The sequence below is a fragment of the Modestobacter sp. URMC 112 genome, from assembly GCF_053502575.1.
This window is the reverse complement of the sequence record NZ_CP199957.1, coordinates 2,416,952-2,434,565: the sequence shown is the minus strand read 5'-3', so window position 1 is coordinate 2,434,565 and position 17,614 is coordinate 2,416,952. Positions and strand designations below refer to the sequence as shown.

At 75.8% G+C, this 17,614-nt stretch carries 11 protein-coding genes; 3 read left to right on the top strand and 8 right to left on the bottom strand.

Annotated elements, in window-relative coordinates:
* Nucleotides 1-22: 22 nt before the first annotated feature.
* From ACWIX6_RS11370 to ACWIX6_RS11350, 5 genes are all read right to left on the bottom strand, one after another.
* Entirely contained in the window at nucleotides 23-760 is a 738-nt protein-coding gene (locus ACWIX6_RS11370; RefSeq protein WP_448616966.1) for an eCIS core domain-containing protein, read from the bottom strand.
* 132 nt (nucleotides 761-892) lie between these two features.
* Nucleotides 893-2,956 carry an ATP-binding protein gene (locus ACWIX6_RS11365; RefSeq protein ID WP_448616965.1) on the bottom strand — a complete coding sequence of 688 codons (2,064 nt, stop codon included), beginning with the start codon at nucleotides 2,954-2,956 and terminating at the stop codon, nucleotides 893-895.
* Nucleotides 2,953-3,672 carry a DUF4255 domain-containing protein gene (locus ACWIX6_RS11360; protein ID WP_448616964.1) on the bottom strand — a complete coding sequence of 240 codons (720 nt, stop codon included), beginning with the start codon at nucleotides 3,670-3,672 and terminating at the stop codon, nucleotides 2,953-2,955. The genes ACWIX6_RS11365 and ACWIX6_RS11360 overlap by 4 nt, the downstream gene beginning before the upstream one ends.
* Nucleotides 3,673-3,796: 124 nt before the next feature.
* Nucleotides 3,797-4,423: a response regulator transcription factor gene (locus tag ACWIX6_RS11355; protein ID WP_448616963.1), complete on the bottom strand. Its 627-nt coding sequence runs from the start codon at nucleotides 4,421-4,423 to the stop codon at nucleotides 3,797-3,799.
* A gap of 155 nt (nucleotides 4,424-4,578) precedes the next feature.
* On the bottom strand, nucleotides 4,579-8,223 hold the full coding sequence (locus ACWIX6_RS11350; protein WP_448616962.1) for a hypothetical protein: 3,645 nt from the start codon (nucleotides 8,221-8,223) through the stop codon (nucleotides 4,579-4,581).
* Nucleotides 8,224-8,544: 321 nt separating this feature from the next.
* On the opposite strand from ACWIX6_RS11350, the gene ACWIX6_RS11345 reads away from it, so the two are divergent.
* The gene (locus tag ACWIX6_RS11345; RefSeq protein ID WP_448616961.1) at nucleotides 8,545-10,257 is read left to right on the top strand and encodes a fibronectin type III domain-containing protein; all 1,713 of its coding nucleotides are present in this window, start codon (nucleotides 8,545-8,547) and stop codon (nucleotides 10,255-10,257) included.
* 23 nt (nucleotides 10,258-10,280) lie between these two features.
* On the opposite strand, the gene ACWIX6_RS11340 is transcribed toward ACWIX6_RS11345, so the two are convergent.
* On the bottom strand, nucleotides 10,281-11,387 hold the full coding sequence (locus ACWIX6_RS11340) for a hypothetical protein (RefSeq protein WP_448616960.1): 1,107 nt from the start codon (nucleotides 11,385-11,387) through the stop codon (nucleotides 10,281-10,283).
* Between the two features lie 95 nt (nucleotides 11,388-11,482).
* On the opposite strand from ACWIX6_RS11340, the gene ACWIX6_RS11335 reads away from it, so the two are divergent.
* Complete coding sequence (locus ACWIX6_RS11335) at nucleotides 11,483-13,618, top strand: dynamin family protein (protein ID WP_448616959.1); 2,136 nt, start codon at nucleotides 11,483-11,485, stop codon at nucleotides 13,616-13,618.
* A complete protein-coding gene (locus ACWIX6_RS11330) occupies nucleotides 13,611-15,083 on the top strand; it encodes a dynamin family protein (protein ID WP_448616958.1) in 1,473 nt (490 codons plus the stop codon). The genes ACWIX6_RS11335 and ACWIX6_RS11330 overlap by 8 nt, the downstream gene beginning before the upstream one ends.
* A 6-nt stretch (nucleotides 15,084-15,089) precedes the next feature.
* Here ACWIX6_RS11330 and ACWIX6_RS11325 read toward each other — a convergent pair whose 3' ends face one another.
* The gene (locus ACWIX6_RS11325; RefSeq protein ID WP_448616957.1) at nucleotides 15,090-16,568 is read right to left on the bottom strand and encodes an NlpC/P60 family protein; all 1,479 of its coding nucleotides are present in this window, start codon (nucleotides 16,566-16,568) and stop codon (nucleotides 15,090-15,092) included.
* Nucleotides 16,556-17,554, bottom strand: a complete 999-nt coding sequence (locus ACWIX6_RS11320; protein WP_448616956.1) for a hypothetical protein — start codon at nucleotides 17,552-17,554, stop codon at nucleotides 16,556-16,558. The genes ACWIX6_RS11325 and ACWIX6_RS11320 overlap by 13 nt, the downstream gene beginning before the upstream one ends.
* Nucleotides 17,555-17,614: the final 60 nt, after the last annotated feature.

Genomic DNA, 17,614 nt, shown 5'->3' with positions numbered 1-17,614 from the left:
GATGCGGGCGGACGGCCGGGGTTCAGCCGCCCCCGCCCGACTCCTCGTCCTCCTCCGGCGCCTCCTCGCGCTGCACGAACAGCCCCTGCACCGGGGCCTCGCCCTCGTCGGCCTTCTCCTCCTCCGCCGGCGCCTCCTCGCGCTGCAGGGCCGGCGCCGCGGGCGAGGCCACCACCGGAGCGGGAGCCGGCTCGGCCATGACGCGGTCCGCGGTCGCCGCCGCCTCCCGCTCGAACCGGTCTGCCGGGTCGCTCACCCGGATCCCCCCGGGCGCTGGGGTGCCGTCGACCGCCCCCTGCCGCTGCTGCACCACGTGGGTCAGCTCATGGGCCAGGGTGATCCGTCCCGCGGTCGACGACGGGTCGTACCGGTCGCGCTGGAAGACGACGTCCGAGCCGACGGTGTAGGCATGGGCGCCCACCGCCTGCGCGGACTCGTGCGCCCGGCTGTCGGTGTGCACCCGCACCCCGCTGAAGTCGTGCCCCAGCCGGGACTCCATGTCCGCGCGGACGTCGGGTGCCAGCGGTGCGCCGCCGGACCCCACGACGTCGTGCACTGGCGAGCGGTCGTCCTCCAGCAGGGCGCCGGTGGCGCGGTTGCCTGCCGCCCGCTGCAGGCCGAGCACCGTCGGCCCGTCGAGCAGGTCGGGCCTTCCCCCGACGGCCGCCCGCACCAGTGGGCCGGGTAGCGCCCCGTCGAGCCGGGCTGCCTTCGGGCGCAGCGACGGTTCGCCTTCGGTCTCGTGCTCGTGACCGCGCATGGCAGACCTCCTCCGGTGGGTCCGGTGTCGTCCAGCGTCCTCCTCCCCGGGCCGGTCGAGCGGCTCCGGAGGGCGGTCGGTGGAGGCAGCCGGACCTGCCCGATCGGGCACCGGCCCCGGCCCGTCGAGGTCTCAGCGCGGCTGGGGCGCCCAGTCGCCGAACTCGCGGGCCAGCACCAGCCGGCCGAGCTTGCGGTACTCCTGGGTGACGGCGGCGATGACCTCGCCCATGCCCACCCGCCCACCGGCCGCCGCCGCGAGGTAGGCGGCGGTGACCGCCACCGACCGGATGTTCCCGCCGGACAGCTCGAAAGAGCGCGCGCAGAAGTCCAGGTCCAGGTCGTCGCCGCGGGGCAGGGGGGGCGCGAGGCAGCGGTCCCACAGGGCCCGGCGCATGTCCTCGTCGGGCGTCGGGAAGTCGACCACGGCGTCCAGCCGCCGGGTGAAGGCGTCGTCGATGTTGGCGCGCAGGTTGGTGGCCAGCACCGCCAGCCCGTCGAAGGACTCCATCCGCTGCAGCAGGTACGCGCTCTCGATGTTGGCGTACCGGTCGTGCGCGTCGCGGACCTCGCTGCGCTTGCCGAATACGGCGTCCGCCTCGTCGAACAGCAGGACGCCGTTGACCTCGCCGGCCTCCCTGAAGATCCGTTCCAGGTTCTTCTCGGTCTCCCCCACGTACTTGTCGACGACGCCGGCCAGGTCGACGGTGTAGACGTCCAGCCCGAGCTCGGCGGCGATGACCTCGGCGGACATGGTCTTGCCGGTGCCCGAGTCGCCGGCGAACAGCGCGGTGACGCCGTGCCCGCGGCCGCCGCCCCGGCGCATCCGCCACTGCGTGAGCACCAGGTCGCGGTGCCGGGCCCGGCCGGCCAGGTCGTGCAGCTGGGCGAGCACCGACGGCGGCAGGACGAGGTCGGCCCAGCCGACCTGCGGCTCCACCCGGCGGGCCAGCCGGTCCAGCCCAGCCGCGTTCTGCGAGCGGGCGCCGCGGCGCAGGTCCTCGTCGGTCACGGGCCCGCCGTGCAGGACGGCCGCGGTGGTCGCCGCACGCACCGCCCGCTGCACCTGGTCCGGGCCCAGCGCCAGATGGGCGACGACCGGGCCGGGATCGACCTCCCGTCCGGCGCCGTCCAGCTCCCGCCGCCACAGCGCTGCCCGGTCCTCGGGGCCGAGGACGGGCGCGTCCACCAGCAGCGGGACGACGTCACTGCTCGCCGGGTCCCACACCGCCGTGCCCACCAGCAGGACCGGCACCGGCAGCGCGGTCAGCCGGCGCAGCACCGACGGAGCGGCGGACAACGCCTCGACCGGACCGGCCACCAGACCGCTGCCGGTGAGCAGGGCCTCCCGGCCGGCCAGGGTGACCAGCCGGAGCGGGTCGGCCTCCGCGGCGGTCCGGGTCAGGTCGAGGACCAGCGCCGGCCGGTCCGCGGCGGCCAGCGCGGCGGACGCGACGGGGCGGCCCGAGCCACCCCGGCTCTCCCGCAGGTGGACCAGCCGGATGCCGCTGCGGAGGGCGGCGCCCACCCGGTGCGCCACCGGGTCCGCGTACGGCGCGGTGTCAGCCAGCACCGGGGCCAGGTCGGGATCGGGGGTGTCGTCACCGAGCAGGTGCCCGGTCACCCGGTCGGGGACCCGGAGCGCCCTGGTGAGGAACGGCCGGTCGGCGTCCTCGACGTGCAGCAGCCCCACGTCGACGAGCGGGGCGCCGGGCAGCAGCCGGGCCCGCGCTCCCGCCGAGGCGGGGAGGACGCCGGCTAGCTCCAGGGCCAGGCCGGTGCTGGCCCGCCGCCGGGTCACGTCGTCGTTGAGGTAGCCGTAGAACCGCTCGAAGCGGGCGTCGAGGTCGGGCGCCAGGGCGGCGAGCAGCAGGTCGACGTCCAGCGGGCCGAGCGCGGCGGCGCGGGCCAGCCGGCGCAGCCGGGGCGCGCGCCCCGCGGCCTCCGCCCCGTCAGCGGCCGCCTCCAGGACCGCCCGCGGACCGGTGTCGACGGCCGGCGCGGGGGCGGCCGGGCGGAGCAGCGCGTCCACGGTCTCGTCGGAGAGGTACAGACCGCGGAAGGGGTCGTCGGGTGCCGGGTCGGCGGCGCGGCGGACGGCGACCAGCTCCCGGATGCGGTCCTCGAGCAGCCGCGCGCGGCCGAGCAGGTAGGCCAGCCCGGGGTCGGTCACCGGGGAGCCCACGGGGGTGCTCACCGGGCGGGTCCGCCGCGTCGGCGCGCCGCCGGGCGCGGCCGGCCGGGGACCGGCCCGCCGGCCGGCGGGTCCGCCGTCCCGTCCCCGTCCCCGGCCGGCGGGGGCACCGGGCGACCCTGCCGGACCTCCCGGGGCGGCCAGGGCGCGGTGCCGCCGAGCGAGACGCGGGGCGGCTCGGTGACCGGTGGGCCGACCTCCCGGCGCTGGCCGGTGTCGGTCGGCACGCTGACCACGATGTCCAGGGACGGCTTGAGCTCGCCGCCGAGGGCCGACCAGACGTCGGCGAAGGAGCGGTCCTCCGGCGGCGGCAGCGCGACGCTGACCGGGACGGGCAGGCCGAGTGCGGCCAGGGGCCCGGCGAGCAGGTCGGCCGGGACGGCGTCGTGGCGTAGGAAGCAGGTGAGCAGCCCGGACAGCAGCCGGTGCTCGTCCACCGGACGCTGGGTCCAGGCGGTGATCAGATAGGACAGCTTGAAGTGCCGGGGCGGGAGGCGGCGGGCCACCACCCGCCCGTCGTCCCCGAACTCGTTGATCATCCCCCGCTCGCGGCGCCGCAGGTCCTCGCGGATGTCGTAGAGGTAGACGTCGACGGTCGGCCCGTTGCGGCGGCCGGCCCAGTCCTTGGTCGGGGCGTCGAACACTACCTCCGCGTCGGCGCCCTCCAGCCCGTCACGCAGGATGAGCGCGCGCAGCGCCGAGTCCACCTCGTGGATCACAGCGCGACCCTCCCGGGCGCCGTCGAGAACCGGCAGCGTCCCGGGTCCCGCCGTTCGTGCACCGGGCCCTGCCCCCGAGGGCACCGGCCGCCCTGCTGAGGGCGGCCGGTGCCCGGGCGGGTCCTCAGATGAGCCCTTCGCGCAGCGCGTAGGCCACGGCGTGCGACCGGTTGCGCAGCTGCAGTCGGCTGGTGACGTCGTGCAGGGTGTTCTTGACCGTGCGCTCGCTGTAGCACAGCAGCGCGGCGATCTCGGCGGTGTCGTGGCCGTCGGCGACCAGCCGCAGGACCTGCGTCTCCCGCTCGGACAACCCGGTGAAGGCGATGCCCCGGGGCGTGAGGACCTGCCGCTGCAGCCGCCCGACCTGGTCCAGCAGCCGGGCGAGCAGGTCGGCCGGGACCTCGCCCTCACCCGCGGCGACCCGGACGACCACCCGGGCCAGCGCCTCGGGTGTGGCCTCGACCCGGCGGAGCAGGCCGGAGGCGCCCGCCTCGGCCGCCGCCGCGACCGCCGCGTCGTCGAGCGCCCCGGCGACCAGGACGGTGCGCGGAACGCCGCCGCGCTGCACCGCCCGCAGCACCCGCAGGCTCTCGGCGTCCACGACGTCGGTGACGATGACCGCCACCCGGGCGCGGTCGAGATCGGCCTCCTCGACGATGCATATCTCCGGGCGCGGCCGCAGCTGGCTGACCACCCCCGCCTGCGAGATGGGGTCGCCGGCGTACACGTATGTCGGGATGCGTTCGGGCATCTTCCCTGTCCTCCCCCTTCCCCCGCCCGTCGCGAGGGCTGTCCGCACTCTCGGGACGGCGGTCCACAACGGCTCAACAGGAGGTCAACGGCGGCAGTGGGACGGCCGGTCCGTCACGGAGGGCGGTGCATTCGACACGCTGCGCTGCCCTTGACTCAGGACCCGGTCCCGGGCTGGCCGCTGGACAGCCGGATCAGCTGACCGCCCAGGAGGACGAAGAAGCTCAGCACCGTGGCGGCGGTCGCCGCCCCGGCTGCGGCGGTCCCGCTCGCCGCGACCGGCACCACGACGTCGATGGTCCGGGGCACCCGCACCGGCACGCAGACGGCCTCCAGCGGGTACCGGCCCACCCCGAGGCCGGCGAGCCGGACCTCGGCCGAGTAGCTGCCGTCCCGGCGGGCCGTCGGCGTCGCGACCACCTCGCCGTCGATCAGCAGCTGGACGGGCGCTCCCGCCGGGCAACCGGAACCCCGCAGCGTCACCAGCCCGTCGGGCACCGGGGTCCCCTGCACGTCCAACGCCGCCGGGTCCACCGGTTCGGGCTCCACGGGGGCCTCGGGGTCGGCTGCCCACCAGAGGTGCCCGACGGCGTTCTCACCGACCCGGCCGTCGGGCAGGGTCACGGTCGCGCTGACGACGTCCGGGCCGACCGTGTCGCGCCGGTAGGTCCAGCTCGCCCGCCCGTCCTCCCCCGTCGTCACCGTGCCGGTCTGCTCGGGCTGCCCGTCCATGGTCGTGCGGACGGCGACCGCGAGCCCGGGCGCCGGCTCGTCCCCCAACCGCACCGTCACGGTCGCCGTGAAGTCCGTGCCGACCTCGGTCGAGGCGCCGGCCGGCCCGACCTCGAGGGTCAGGCCGGGCACCTGCTGCCAGAAGTGGACGATCGCTGCGCGGCCGGACCGTTCGCCGACCCTCACCTCGGCCAGCACGGTGTCGGTGCCGGCGACCGCCCGGGTGAAGGTCGCCGACGTCTGCCCGTCGGCCCCGGTCGCGCCCTGCTGCTCCACCACCGGCCCCGCGGCGTCGGGCGCGACGACGTCGGACATCGTCGCCCGCACGATGACCTGGGCGTCCTCGACCGGCCGTTGACCGTCGGTGACCAGCACCGTGGCGGTGAAGGGGCTGCCGGTCGTGCTCGTCGTCCCCGCCGGGGTGATGGAGACCTGCAGACCTCCGGTCTCGACCCAGAAGTGCTCCGCGGTCGCGCGCCCCGTCCGCTCGCCGGCGGTGACGACGACGTCGATCCGGTCGGTCCCCGCAGCGTCGCGGCGGTAGGCGGCCGACGCGGTGCCCGACGGGCCCGTCTGCAGGGTCAGCGTGACCGGGGGCTGGTCGGCCGTCGTCACCTGCAGCTCCACCCGGGCGTCCGCGACCGGGGCGCCGGCGGTGTCCCGGACGGTCACGGTGGGCTCGAACGTGCTGCCCACCGGGCTGGTCGTCCCGGCCGGGGCGATGCCCACCTGCAGTGCGCAGTCCTCCCAGACGTGCGGCAGCGGGGCCGACTCGACCGGCGTGCCCCGCACCTCCGCCGTGGCGACCAGGGTCTCCCGCCCGGCGGCCGTTCCCTGGTGGGGCAGCGTCACGTGCCCGTCGGCGTCCGTCGTGCCGCGGAACTCCTGCGGGGCGCCCTCCGCCGGCGTGACGACGAGCCGGACCGGTGCCTGCGCCACCGGCTCCTCCTCGTCGGTGACCGTGACCGTGGGGCTGTACGTCGAACCGGTGCAGGTGGTGACCCCGGCAGGTGCGACGACGACCGCCGGCGGGACGACGGCCGCCCACCGGTGCCGGATCGCGCCGGCGGTGAACTCCAGACCCGATCCGCCGCTGAGGACCGCCGTGACCGTGTCCTCACCCTCGCGGTCCCGGCTGTAGGACGCGGTCCAGCTGCCGTCGGCGCCGTCGTCGCGGAAGGTCAGCGGCCCCCCGGGCCCGGCGACCGAGAAGACGACCGCGCCGGTGACGCCGCTGGGTGCGACCGTGGCCGTGAGGACGACCGTCTCGCCCGTCTTCGACGTCTCGGTGTCCTGGCTCAGCACGACCGTCGGCCGCACCCAGGCGTGGCCGACCTCCGCCGAGGAGTACCGGCGCCCGTTGACGGTGACCTCCGCGGTGATCTGGTCGACCCCCTCGGCCCGGCCGGTGTAGGTGCCGCGCACGGCCGGCAGGCCGCCGGTCCGGTCGACCGTTGCGCCGGCGTTCGCCCCGGCGACCCGGAAGCCCACGTCCCCGGTCCGGGTGCCGGTGACCCGGGCGGTGACCGTGTGCGTGTCACCCACGAGGGACCGGCCCGGGGACTGCTCGAGGACGACGACCGGGGTCGCCCAGCCCTGCGACCCGACATCCGATGGGAAGCTCCCGAACCGCTCGGTCACGAGCGTGGCCCGGATCCGGTCGGTGCCGGGGAACCGTCCGGTGTAGGTGGCCTCGAAGCCGTCCTCGCTGTCCTGGACCTCCAGCGGGCCCCGGTGCGGTCCCTCGAGCACCTCGATCTCCACGGCGCCGCCGAGGGCACCGTCCGGCAGCGCCACGCGGACGGTGGCGGTGTCCCCGAGGTCGGCCGCGCCGCCCCCGGCGGTCAGCTGCACCCGTGGCGCGGTCCAGGTGTGCGTTGCGGTCGCCGGGGTGGCGCCCACCTGGTCGGTCCAGATGACCGTGACGGTGTCCTCACCGGTGCGGGTCCCGGTGTAGCGCACCGTGAACGGGGAGGACTCTCCGGAGATCTCCGGCTGGACGCCGGCGTTCGCACCACCGACCGTGACGCTGGGCCGCCCTCCGCCCCGCCCCTCGCCGCCGGTGACCGTGAGGGTCAGCTCCAGCGGCGTGCCGACCAGCGAGCTGCCCCCTCCAGGACCCAGGAGGACCGTCGGCGGGGGCAGCTGGTCCCAGACGTGCTCGACCGAGTTCCTCGCCTGCCCCACAAGGCGGTCGTCATCGGTCCAGGTGGCGGTGATGGTGTCGGTCCCCGCTGCCTCACCGATGTACTCCGCAGTGACGGACTGGCCGCGCGGCGGCAGCTCCCCGGCACCCAGGATCCGTCGTGGACCGTTGACCCCGGTGACGTCGATGACCCAGTACCCCTCGCCGCCACCGCTCCCGCCGGTGACCGAGGCGGTCACGGTCGCCGTCGACCCGACGATCGATCGGTCAGCCGGACTCACGGTCACCGAGACGACCGCCGGTGGTGGTGCCCGTCGGGTCCAGGCGTGCCGGAGCTCGTCGGATGGTCGCTGGCGTCCCTCGACCCAGGTCGCGACGATGCGGTCCACTCCCTCGACCTCCCCGCTGTAGCTGACCGTCAACGGGTTGGCGCTGGAATCGCTGAGCGTCTGCGCGTTCGGGCCCTCGACCGCGACGATCCAATGGCCGTCGGAACCGGTGTTGTCGGCACTGGCCGTGAGCGTGACCGTCTGGCCGACCTCGGAGGTCTCGGAGTCCTGGACCAGTTGAACCGTGACAGGAGGGGCCAGCGCCGTGACGGTCGTCGAGCCGGGTTCGTTGCCCTCGGCCGTGGCCGTGATCGTGTGCTCGCCGGGCACCTCGACGGCGAAGGTCACCTCGTAGCGGTAGGCGACCAGTAGGTCGGGATCACCGGAGCCGTCCACGTACTCGCCCTCGGCTGACGCATCGGTCTCGCTCTGTGTGCCACCCGGCCCGGTCAGCCGGAAGTCCATCGGCGGCGTCGGCGGCGGTGTGTTGGGGTTGGGAACCGGGATCCGTCCGGTGACCGTGGTCCTGCCGGGAGCCTGGAACGACGGCGGGTCGGCCGACACCGTGATCGTCTCCTGGGCAGTTGCTGGCACGACGAGCGACGGGCTCGCGACGAGACTCGCCACGAAAGCCACGACCAGGAGTGCCCAGCGCCGTGCCCCGCCGCGCGGCCGGCTGGCATCTCGCACTCCACGACTGCCCGTCCGTGCGCGGACTGACGGCCGATCTCTCCCCAGGATCACCGAAGCGACTCTGCCGGTCGTGGCCCGATGCACGCATGACAGGCAGGGCCTCCGTGCAGACCCCGCGCACTGCCCGTTCGGGCACGATTCGCGCGCGGGTGGGCGAGGTCGTCACCGGACCGCCCGGACCGCGCTGCTGCGGTCCTATCGTCCGGCCGGGGGTGAGGGACGATGGCGGACCCCGTGGTGAGCGTGGCGCCGGCCCGGGTCGTGGTGGAGCCCGGCGGGCAGGCCCCCGTGACGGTGACGGTGCGCAACACCGGCCAGCTGGTGGAGGGCTTCCACCTCACGGTGCACGGCGCCGCCGCCGAGTGGGCGGAGGTCGTCGCGACCGGGGAGACCGAGCCCGGGCAACAGGACGTGGTGCGGGTCTACCCCGGCAAAGAGGGCACGGCCACGGTCGTCTTCGCCGCTCCCCCGGTGTCCGCCGGCCTCACTGGAGAGGTGCCGTTCTGCGTCCTCGCCCAGTCGGTCGTCGACGCCTCCTCCTCCGCCGCGGCCGAGGGGGACCTGGAGATCGGCCGCGTCGACGGGCTCACTGCGTCGATCACCCCGGTCACCTCCAGCGGCCGGTGGTCCGGGCGGCACACGGTCAAGATCAGCAACTGGGGCAACGCCCCGGCGACCCTGCGACTGACCGCCTCGGACCCCGACGAGGCCCTCGGCTTCCTGGTGCACCCCGAGCACCTGCGGCTGCCGGTGGGCGCCTCCGCGGTGGCCGCGCTCCGGGTGCGGTCCCGCCGGCCGTTCCTCCGCGGCACCCCGGTCCGCCTGCCCTTCCGGGTCGTGGCCGAGCCGGACCCCACGGCGGGGGCCCCAGGCACCGCGCTCCGGGCTGCCGGGCCACCCGTGGCCGTACCCACCGTCTCCGACCCCGGCCGGCCGGTCCTCGACGGCGCACTGGACCAGAGGCCCGTGCTCTCGAAGTCGATGGTCCTGGCTGCCGCGCTCGCGGTCATGGGGGCAGCGGCCGGGGTGGTCATGCTGGTCACGGCCGACACCGCCCCCGCCGCCGAGCGGGAAGTGGACACGGCAGCGCCCGTCCCGCGGGAGCTCACCGCCGAGACGGCCGGTGACACGTCGATCGTGCTGGCGTGGGCTCAGCTCCCCGTGCAGGTCGACGACATCAGGGTGTTCCGCGTCAAGCCCGGGACCGAAGGGCAACCGATCCCGGTCCTGCAGCACGACGAGACGATCCCGGGCGACCGGCGCGAACACATGGTCGAGAAGCTGAAGCCCGCCACGCGGTACTGCTTCCAGATCGTCGCCGTGCGCGGGGAGAAACAGAGCCTGCGCTCGGAGGCCGTCTGCCAGAGCACCGCCGAGTCGCCGGCCGCGGCCACGACCCCAGGGAACTCCGGGACGGCGACCACCTCACCACCGGCCGAGACGTCGCCGAGCAGCAGCGGGTCGAGCGGCTCGGAGACGAGCGCGCCGACCACCGGCTCCGAGGGCAGCACGACCACGACCGACACCGGCTCACCGTCGACCGACTCCGCCACGACCACGCCCGGGACCGTCGCCCCCGGCGGCGGCCAGGGCGGGGCCACTCCGACACCGACCCCCACGAGCACCGGGCCGGAGGACTTCGGCGAGAGCTGGGTGGTCGGCCGGCTGGTCGTGCCCGGGACCCCGACCGAGCAGGTCGAGGAGCGCGAGGCAGAGCTCACCGCGGCCCTCGCCGCGGCCGGGCGGACGGACCTGGCAGTCGGCCGACTGGACAGCGACCTGTACGAGGGCCTGGGAGTCCAGCCGGGCTGGGTGCTCGTATACGTCGGGAAGTTCGACTCCCGGGAGGCAGCGGAGTCGGCGTGCCCCGATCTCGGCTTGAAGCCCTCGGCGTGCCAACCGCGCCAGCCGGGGAAGCCCAAGGACTCCGAGTGAGCCGGCTCGACAGCTCCGATCGCTCAGTGCGGCGGGCGGCCCCACGGGACGATGTCGCTGATCGCCACCAGGTCCGTGCCGCCGGCCTCGGCGGGGTGGACGTCGACGACGTCGACGAGCAGGACGTCGGTGCTGACCGGCCTGGGCAGCGGCAGGACCTGGGTCGAGGCCACGTCCTGCAGCGGGATCTCCTGACAGGTCCCGTTCGAGGACCGCACCTCGAGGACCTTGGGCCGGTTCTGCAGAGGGCGTCCGTCCCCGTCGGGGAGCCCGGCCCGGATGTGGAGTTCGCGGACGTCGGCGACCCCGCCGCCGAACTCCAGCAGGAGCCGCTGAGCGGTCCGCTGTTCCCCGCTGCAGACGGCGGGGGGCGGGCCCCCCGTCCAGCTGGTCGCCCACGAGGTCTCCGGGTCGCCGTCGACGGCGCGGCCCGGCTCGAAGTCGCGGACGGGCTCCGCTCCCGCCGGGTCCAAGGCCGCGCTGACGTCGGGCACCGGCTGCAGCGTGTCGTGGAAGTCGTACCAGCGGCCCCGAGCCCAGCCGAGCGGATCGGCGTTCACCGCCCACACCGCGGCGGCCACCAGCCCCAGGGCCAGCACTGCGGCCACGCCCCGGAACACCCGGTAGCGGGTCGGCAGGCTGCGCCGGTAGGCCCGCAGCGCCCGGCGCTCGGCCGGGGTGCGGTGGCCGCCGGCCCATCGGCGCCACCACGGGAGCCGGGGCCGTCGGGCCTGGGAGGCCCAGCCGCCGGCGGCGCTCGGTGGGTCGAACTCCAGGGCGCACTTCCGGCAGAACCGGCGCTCGGGCGGGTTGTCCGTGCCGCACCGGGGGCAGCCGCCCGGTCCGGGGACGCTGGTGGCGCGGGGTGCCGGGACGGGCGGTGTGGACCGCACCGGGCCGGCGGACCCACCTCGCCCGGAGGGAGCCGGGGCGGTCGCCGCGGTGGCCTGCAGGGCCGCCCTCCCCTCGGCGGTGGACGCCGTCCGGTCCGATGCCGGTGCGACGCCGACCGGCCGAACTCCCCGACCGCCCTCGATGGCGTCCCAGTCCAGGTACGCCCCGCAGGAGGGACAGAACTCGGCGTCCCGGTCGGCGGGCTGACCGCAGTCCTGGCAGACCGTCGCCTCCATCGCCCACCCCCGGGGTGCCGTCGCTGCTCCGGCATCGTGGCGCACCCGCGCGAGGGCCAACCAGGACCTTTCGGGCAGAGTCGGGCGGCGGCCCGGTGACCGCCGCGCCGACCGCCTGCGAGTCGTGCGGCACCACACAGGAGCCGGCATCGCAGTTCTGCTCGGCCTGCGGGGCCTACCTCGGCTGGGCCGTCGCGACACCGGCGCCCCGGGCACCGGAGCCCCCACCGCCTCCTCCGGTCCCGGTCACCGCACCGCCACCTCCCCCAGCGGCACCTCCCCCAGCGCCGTTCCCGCCCGCACCTCCCCCAGCGCCACCGGCACCGTCGGCGTCCCCGGCCGGCGCCGGCCCTCCGGAGCGCGCCCGCGACCTCGTCGGCGACACCCTGGCCCGGGTCGCGGCGACCGAGCGGCTCGCCCGCGAGCAGTCGCGCCCCGACCTCGCCCTGCGCCTGCGCACGGCGCGCGAGCGGCTGACCGGACTGACCGTCCCGGTCGTCGTCGTCGGCGAGTTCAAGCGGGGCAAGAGCACCCTGGTCAACGCGCTGCTGCGCAGGTCGGTGTGCCCGGTCGATGCCGACGTCGTCACCGCCGTACCCACCGTCGTCCGGCACGGCGACGTCGGCGGCGCGACCGCCGTGTTCGAACCCGACCGCGACACGGCGGAGACGGACGGGCTCCCGCCGCCCCCGCGCACCCGGGAACTGGCACTGGAGGACGTCGCCGACGCCGTCTCCGAGCTCGGGCACCGGTCCGGGCAGGAGCGTCCGGTCTCGGTCGAGGTGCGGCTCCCCCACCCCCTGCTGCGCTCCGGGCTCGCGCTGGTCGACACCCCCGGCGTCGGCGGGCTGGACTCCGCACACGGCGTGCTCACCCTCGGCGCGCTGGACCGGGCCGACGGCGTCCTGTTCGTCACCGACGCCACCCAGGAGCTCACCGCCCCGGAGATGCAGTTCCTGCGGATGGTCCTGCAGCGCTGCCCGGACGCGGCCTGCGTGATCACCAAGACCGACCTGCACGCGTCCTGGCGGCGCATCGCCGAGCTCGACGAGGGCCACCTGGCCCGGGCGGGTCTCCGCCTGCCGGTGATGGGCGTCTCCTCCCTCCTGCGTCTCCAGCCGGTGCAGGACGCCGCCCTGACCGAGGAGTCGGGCTTCCGGCCGGTGGTGCGCTTCCTCGCCGAGCGGGTGGCGGCCGGCACCCGGCGGGCGGTCGACGCCGCCGCCGTCGACGTCCGGTTCGTCGCCGCGCAGCTCGGCCGCCAGGTGGAGGCCGAGCGCCAGGTGGTCACCCGACCGGCGGAGGGGGAACGGGTCGTCGAGCAGCTCACCACCGCCCGGGCCCGCACCGAGCGCCTCGCCGCGCCCGGCGCCGGGTGGCAGCAGGCCCTGTCCGACCGGGTGCAGGACCTGGTGGCCGACGTCGACCACGAGCTGCAGGACCGGATGCGGACGGTGACCAGGGCGATGGAGGAGGTCGTCGACCGCGGCGACCCCAAGGACAGCTGGCCCGACGTGGAGGCCTGGCTCCGCCGGGAGGTCGCCGCGGCCGTGGTCGCCACCTACGACACCATGCGGACGAGGGCCGAGGACGTGGTCAGCGAGATGGCGTCCTACTTCGACGCCGAGGCGGGCGCCCCCGTCGACCTGGTGCAGGCCGTCCCGACCGGCCACAGCGAGGACGTCGAGCTCGGCGCGCTGGGCCCGCTCGGCCCCGGAGGCCGGCTGGCGACGACGCTGGTGGCGGTCCGCTCCGGGACCCTGCTGCCGATGACCCTGATGGCCGCGGCCGGCCACGTCCCGATCGCGCTCAGCAGCCTGGCCGTGCTCTCCGTGCTGGGTCCGATCAGCCTGGCCCTCTTCGGCGTGGTGAGCTGGAAGGTGGTCCGCAACGAGCGGGCCCGGCAGCTGACCCAGCGCCGCCAGCTGGCCAAGGCGGCTGCCCGGGCGTACCTCGAGGAGGTCTCCTTCCGGGTCGGCAAGGACTGCCGGGACTCCCTCCGGCACCTGCAACGCCGGCTACGCGACGAGTTCCAGGACCGGGCCGCCGCGATGCACCGCTCCTCACTGGCCACCCTGGCCGCCGCCCAGGGAGCCACCGGTCTGGACGACGTCCAGCGCCGGGACCGGGCGAGGACCCTCGACCGGCAGTCCGCAGACCTGCGCCGGCTCCAGGCCGAGCTGTCCGTGGCCGCCGCGGCGGCGCCCCAGCGGGCGGCCCGCCGTGGCTGAGCGGCTGATCACCGAGGTCGACGCGTTGCTCCGGGCGGCCGAGCAGGCGGCGACCACGCCGGACGCGGCGGCGTCGCTCGCCGAGGCGCGGAGCCGGCTGGGCGGCCCGCTGCGGCTGGCCATCGCGGGCAAGGTGAAGGCCGGGAAGTCGACACTGCTGAACGCCCTGCTCAGCGAGGACCTCGCGCCCACCGACGCCGGTGAGTGCACCAGGATCGTCACCTGGTACCACCGCGCGGACCAGCCCCAGGCGGTCGTCCACCCGCACCAGGGGCAGCCCCGATCGCGGCCGTTCGACCGGACCGGCGGCGCGCTCGAGGTCGACCTGGGCGGCCTGTCCGCGGCCGAGGTGGACCACCTGGAGATCGGCTGGCCGACACAGCGGCTGACCGACCTCACCCTCATCGACACCCCCGGACTGGCCTCGCTGTCGACCGACCTGTCCGCCGAGACCTACCGCGCGCTCACCGTCGACGACGACCGGCCCGCGCAGGCCGACGCGGTGCTGTACCTGCTGCGGCACGCGCACGCCAGCGACATCCGGTTCCTGGAGGCCTTCCACGACGACGAGCTGGCGCACGGGACGCCGATGAACGCCGTCGGCGTGCTCGCCCGCGCCGACGAGATCGGCTCGTGCACGCCCGACGCGATGGAGGTGGCCGCCCGGGTGGGCCGGCGGTACCAGCGAGAGCCGCGGCTGCGCCAGCTGTGCCCGGTCGTCGTGCCGGTGTCCGGACTGCTCGGGCTGGCCGGGGAGACGCTGCGCGAGCAGGAGCACCGGGCGCTGGCCGACCTGGCGGCCGCGCCGCCGCTGCGGGTCGAGGAGCTGCTGCTGACCGCCGACCGGTTCGCCTCCCGCCCGAGCTCCGTGCCGGTCACCGAGCTGGACCGGCGGCACCTGCTCGACCGGCTCGGCATCTTCGGGGTGCGGCTGGCCGTCGACCTGCTGCGCAGCGGCCGGGTGCGGACGGCGCAGGAGCTGGCGGCCGAGCTGGTGACCCGCAGCGGTCTGACCCGTCTGCGGGAGGTGCTGCTGGTCCAGTTCCGTCGCCGGGCGCAGGTCCTCAAGGCCCGGTCGGCGCTGGCCGCGCTGACCGCCGTCCTCGGCAGCGGCGCCGTGGACGGTGCTGCTCCGCTGCGCGCCCGGGCCGAGGAGGTGGTCGCCGGGGCGCACGCGTTCGTGGAGGTCCGGCTGCTCAACCAGCTGGAGTCCGGTGAACTGCAGCTCCCCGAGGCGCGTGCGGACGAGCTCGCGCGGCTGCTGGGCGCGCTGGGCCACGACCCGGCCACCCGGCTGGACCTGCCGCCGGACTCGCCACCGGAGGACCTGCGCCGGGCGGGCACCGAGGCCCTCGCCCGGTGGCGCCGGCTCGCCGGGCACCCGCTGTCCGACCGCTCGTTGCAGCTGGCCGCCGCGGTGGCCGCGCGCACCGTGGAGGGGCTGCTGGCCGAGCTGCCCCGCTGAGGGAGGTCAGTCCGGCGCGGACGGCCCGTCCGGGTCGAGCCCCGCGAGGGCGTCCACCGACGACCCGGTGCCGGACCCGCCGGGCAGCCCGTCGGCTCCGGTGGCCGGTGAGAGGACCGAGGGGGTCGCCGGGCCCAGGGTGCCCAGGTCCATCTCGGCGCCGTCCACGACGCCGTCCCGGTCGGTGTCGATGCTGCGCAGGTCGCTGCCCAGCGCGTACTCCCAGTCGTCGGAGACCCCGTCGACGTCGGTGTCGGCCTCGTCGCGGTCGCTGCCCAGCTGGGACTCGATGAGGTCGGAGAGCCCGTCGTCGTCGACGTCGGCGGTCGCGGCCCCGCCGAACCCGGCGGCCACGACCTCGTCGGAGAGCCGGTGGGTCCCAGCGTCGGTGCCCTCGGCGACCTCCACGGCGTCCGCGGTCCCGTCCTGGTCGGTGTCGTCGCGGAGGGGGTCGGTGTGCGACCGGGTCGTCTCGTACAGGTCGTCGAGGTCGTCGTCGTCGCTGTCCCGGTCGTCCGGGTCCGTGCCCAGGAGCAGCTCGAACTCGGTGGTCAGGCCGTCGGCGTCGGGGTCGACGGGTTCGCTGAGCGGCTGGACCACCGGCATCTCGAAGGCGCCGACCTCACCGCGGGGGGTGGCGGTCTCGAGCCCCGGGATGGTGGCGGCGTAGTTGAACCGGTCGCCCGCGGGCGCGATCTTCACGCCGTCGCGTGGGTTGGCGGCCTCGACGACCGTGCCGTCGCCGAGGCTGATCGCGACGTGTGCCCGGCTGGGCCGCCCGCCGCCGGGGGTGGGCTTCTCCGAGAAGCTGAACAGCAGCGCCCCGCGGGTGTGCAGCGCCTGCTCGACGTCGGTCTCCGCGCCCTGGCCGGCGAGCTTCAGGTACTGGTTGTACGAGCCGTCCCCGATCTCCACGCCCGCCTGGTGGGCGGCCCACTCGGTGAGCTCCGAGCAGTCGAAGGTGGCCGGGTCCGGGGTGTCGAGGTCGCGAACCTCGGAGCCGAAGACGTAGCTGTCGCCGACCTGGTCGAGGGCGGCCTGCACGAAGCTGTCCACCGCTGAACCGCCGGCGGCGTCGCCCTGGGTGGCGGCGGCCGTAGCGGCCGCCGGGAGGGTCCCGGAGGCGGCTCCGGAGTCGACGGCGACGGCTGCGGCCCTGGCCTCCTCGAGGAAGCGGGCGTACCGGGGGTCGTCGCCGTGGGTCACCGACCACGGCCGGAGCTTCGTCCCGCCGCCGGAGATCTCGTACGCCGCCCGGGCGTTCACCACGGGGTCGTAGAGGGCATCGCCCCACCGGTCGGGGCGTACGCCCGGCGAGACGTTGATCTGCCACAGCCCGCGGGAGTCCTCGGGGCCAGCCGCGTTCGCCCGGGGGTCGCCGCCGGACTCGGCGAGTGCGATGGCGGTGAAGGTCACCGCCTGCTCCGGGGAGAACCCGCCCTGCAGGGCGACGGCGTAGATCTGGGCCGGCGTCAGCTTCGCCACCGCGGGCTCCTGGGCGCCTCCTCGACCCGATCGGCGGGGTGCTCGGTCAGCATCACGAAGTTCGGCTCCGTGCCGGCCGGCTGGTCACCGGCTGCTGTCGCGTCGGCACCGGAGCGGTCGTCGGCGTCGTCCCCCGCCCGGTCCTCCGCCAGGTCCTCCGCCGCGTCCTCGTCGTCCTCCTCGTCGCCACCGGGCGTCGGGCTGAGGTAGCCGGCGGCGAAGCCGAGGACGGCGCCGCCGATGAGCAACGTCGCCCACAGCTCGGGCTCCGGGGAGGCCACGTTCATGGCCGACAACGTGAAGGTGAGCAGGAAGCCCAGCCCCAGGCCGGGGGCGGCCATCGCCGTCCCCCGGAGCCACCGGTCTTGCGACAGCCGGCCGGCGGCCAGCCGCCAGATGACGCCGGCGAGCAGGAGCAGGGTCAGGCCGCCGACCGCCATCCCGAAGACGCGGTACACGGAGTCGGCGTTGCCGGCTATCTCTGCCTGCAGCCGCACGGCTTCGCTCATCGGTGCACCGTCGGCGTCCAGGAGGGTGATCCGTGACGGCAGCAGCCCGCTCGCCTGCTCCGCCAGCCCGAGCAGCCGGAGGTCGAACACACGCTTCTGCTCGTCCCCTGGTGGCACCAGCAGGTCGATCTGCGTCGTGTAGGCGAAGAAGGTCAGGCCGAGGACACGACCCTCCAACTGCACGTACGGCACGGTGACCGGGTCCTTGCTGGTGTTCTGTACCGCCAGCGCGACCTCCACCGGTCGGGAGGCGTCCAGCTTCACGGGTTGTCCGCCGTTCAGGCGGTCGACGTTCTGCCCGTCGAGGGTCGCCGTCCAGGTTCCGACGCCGTCGTGGAGGTCGGCCGCCCCGACAGGGCCGGAGTTGCCGAGCAGGAGGCCACCCGCGACCACCAGCACGACCAGCAGCCGGGGCACGACCCGGGCGGTGGCCGTCGGGGCTGCGGCGAGGGGTCGACGTGAGAGCTGGATGCGCATGGGGACCCCAGGAGCGACGGGTGGGCCGACGTCGTCAGGCTGTCGCCGCCGGGGGCCGCG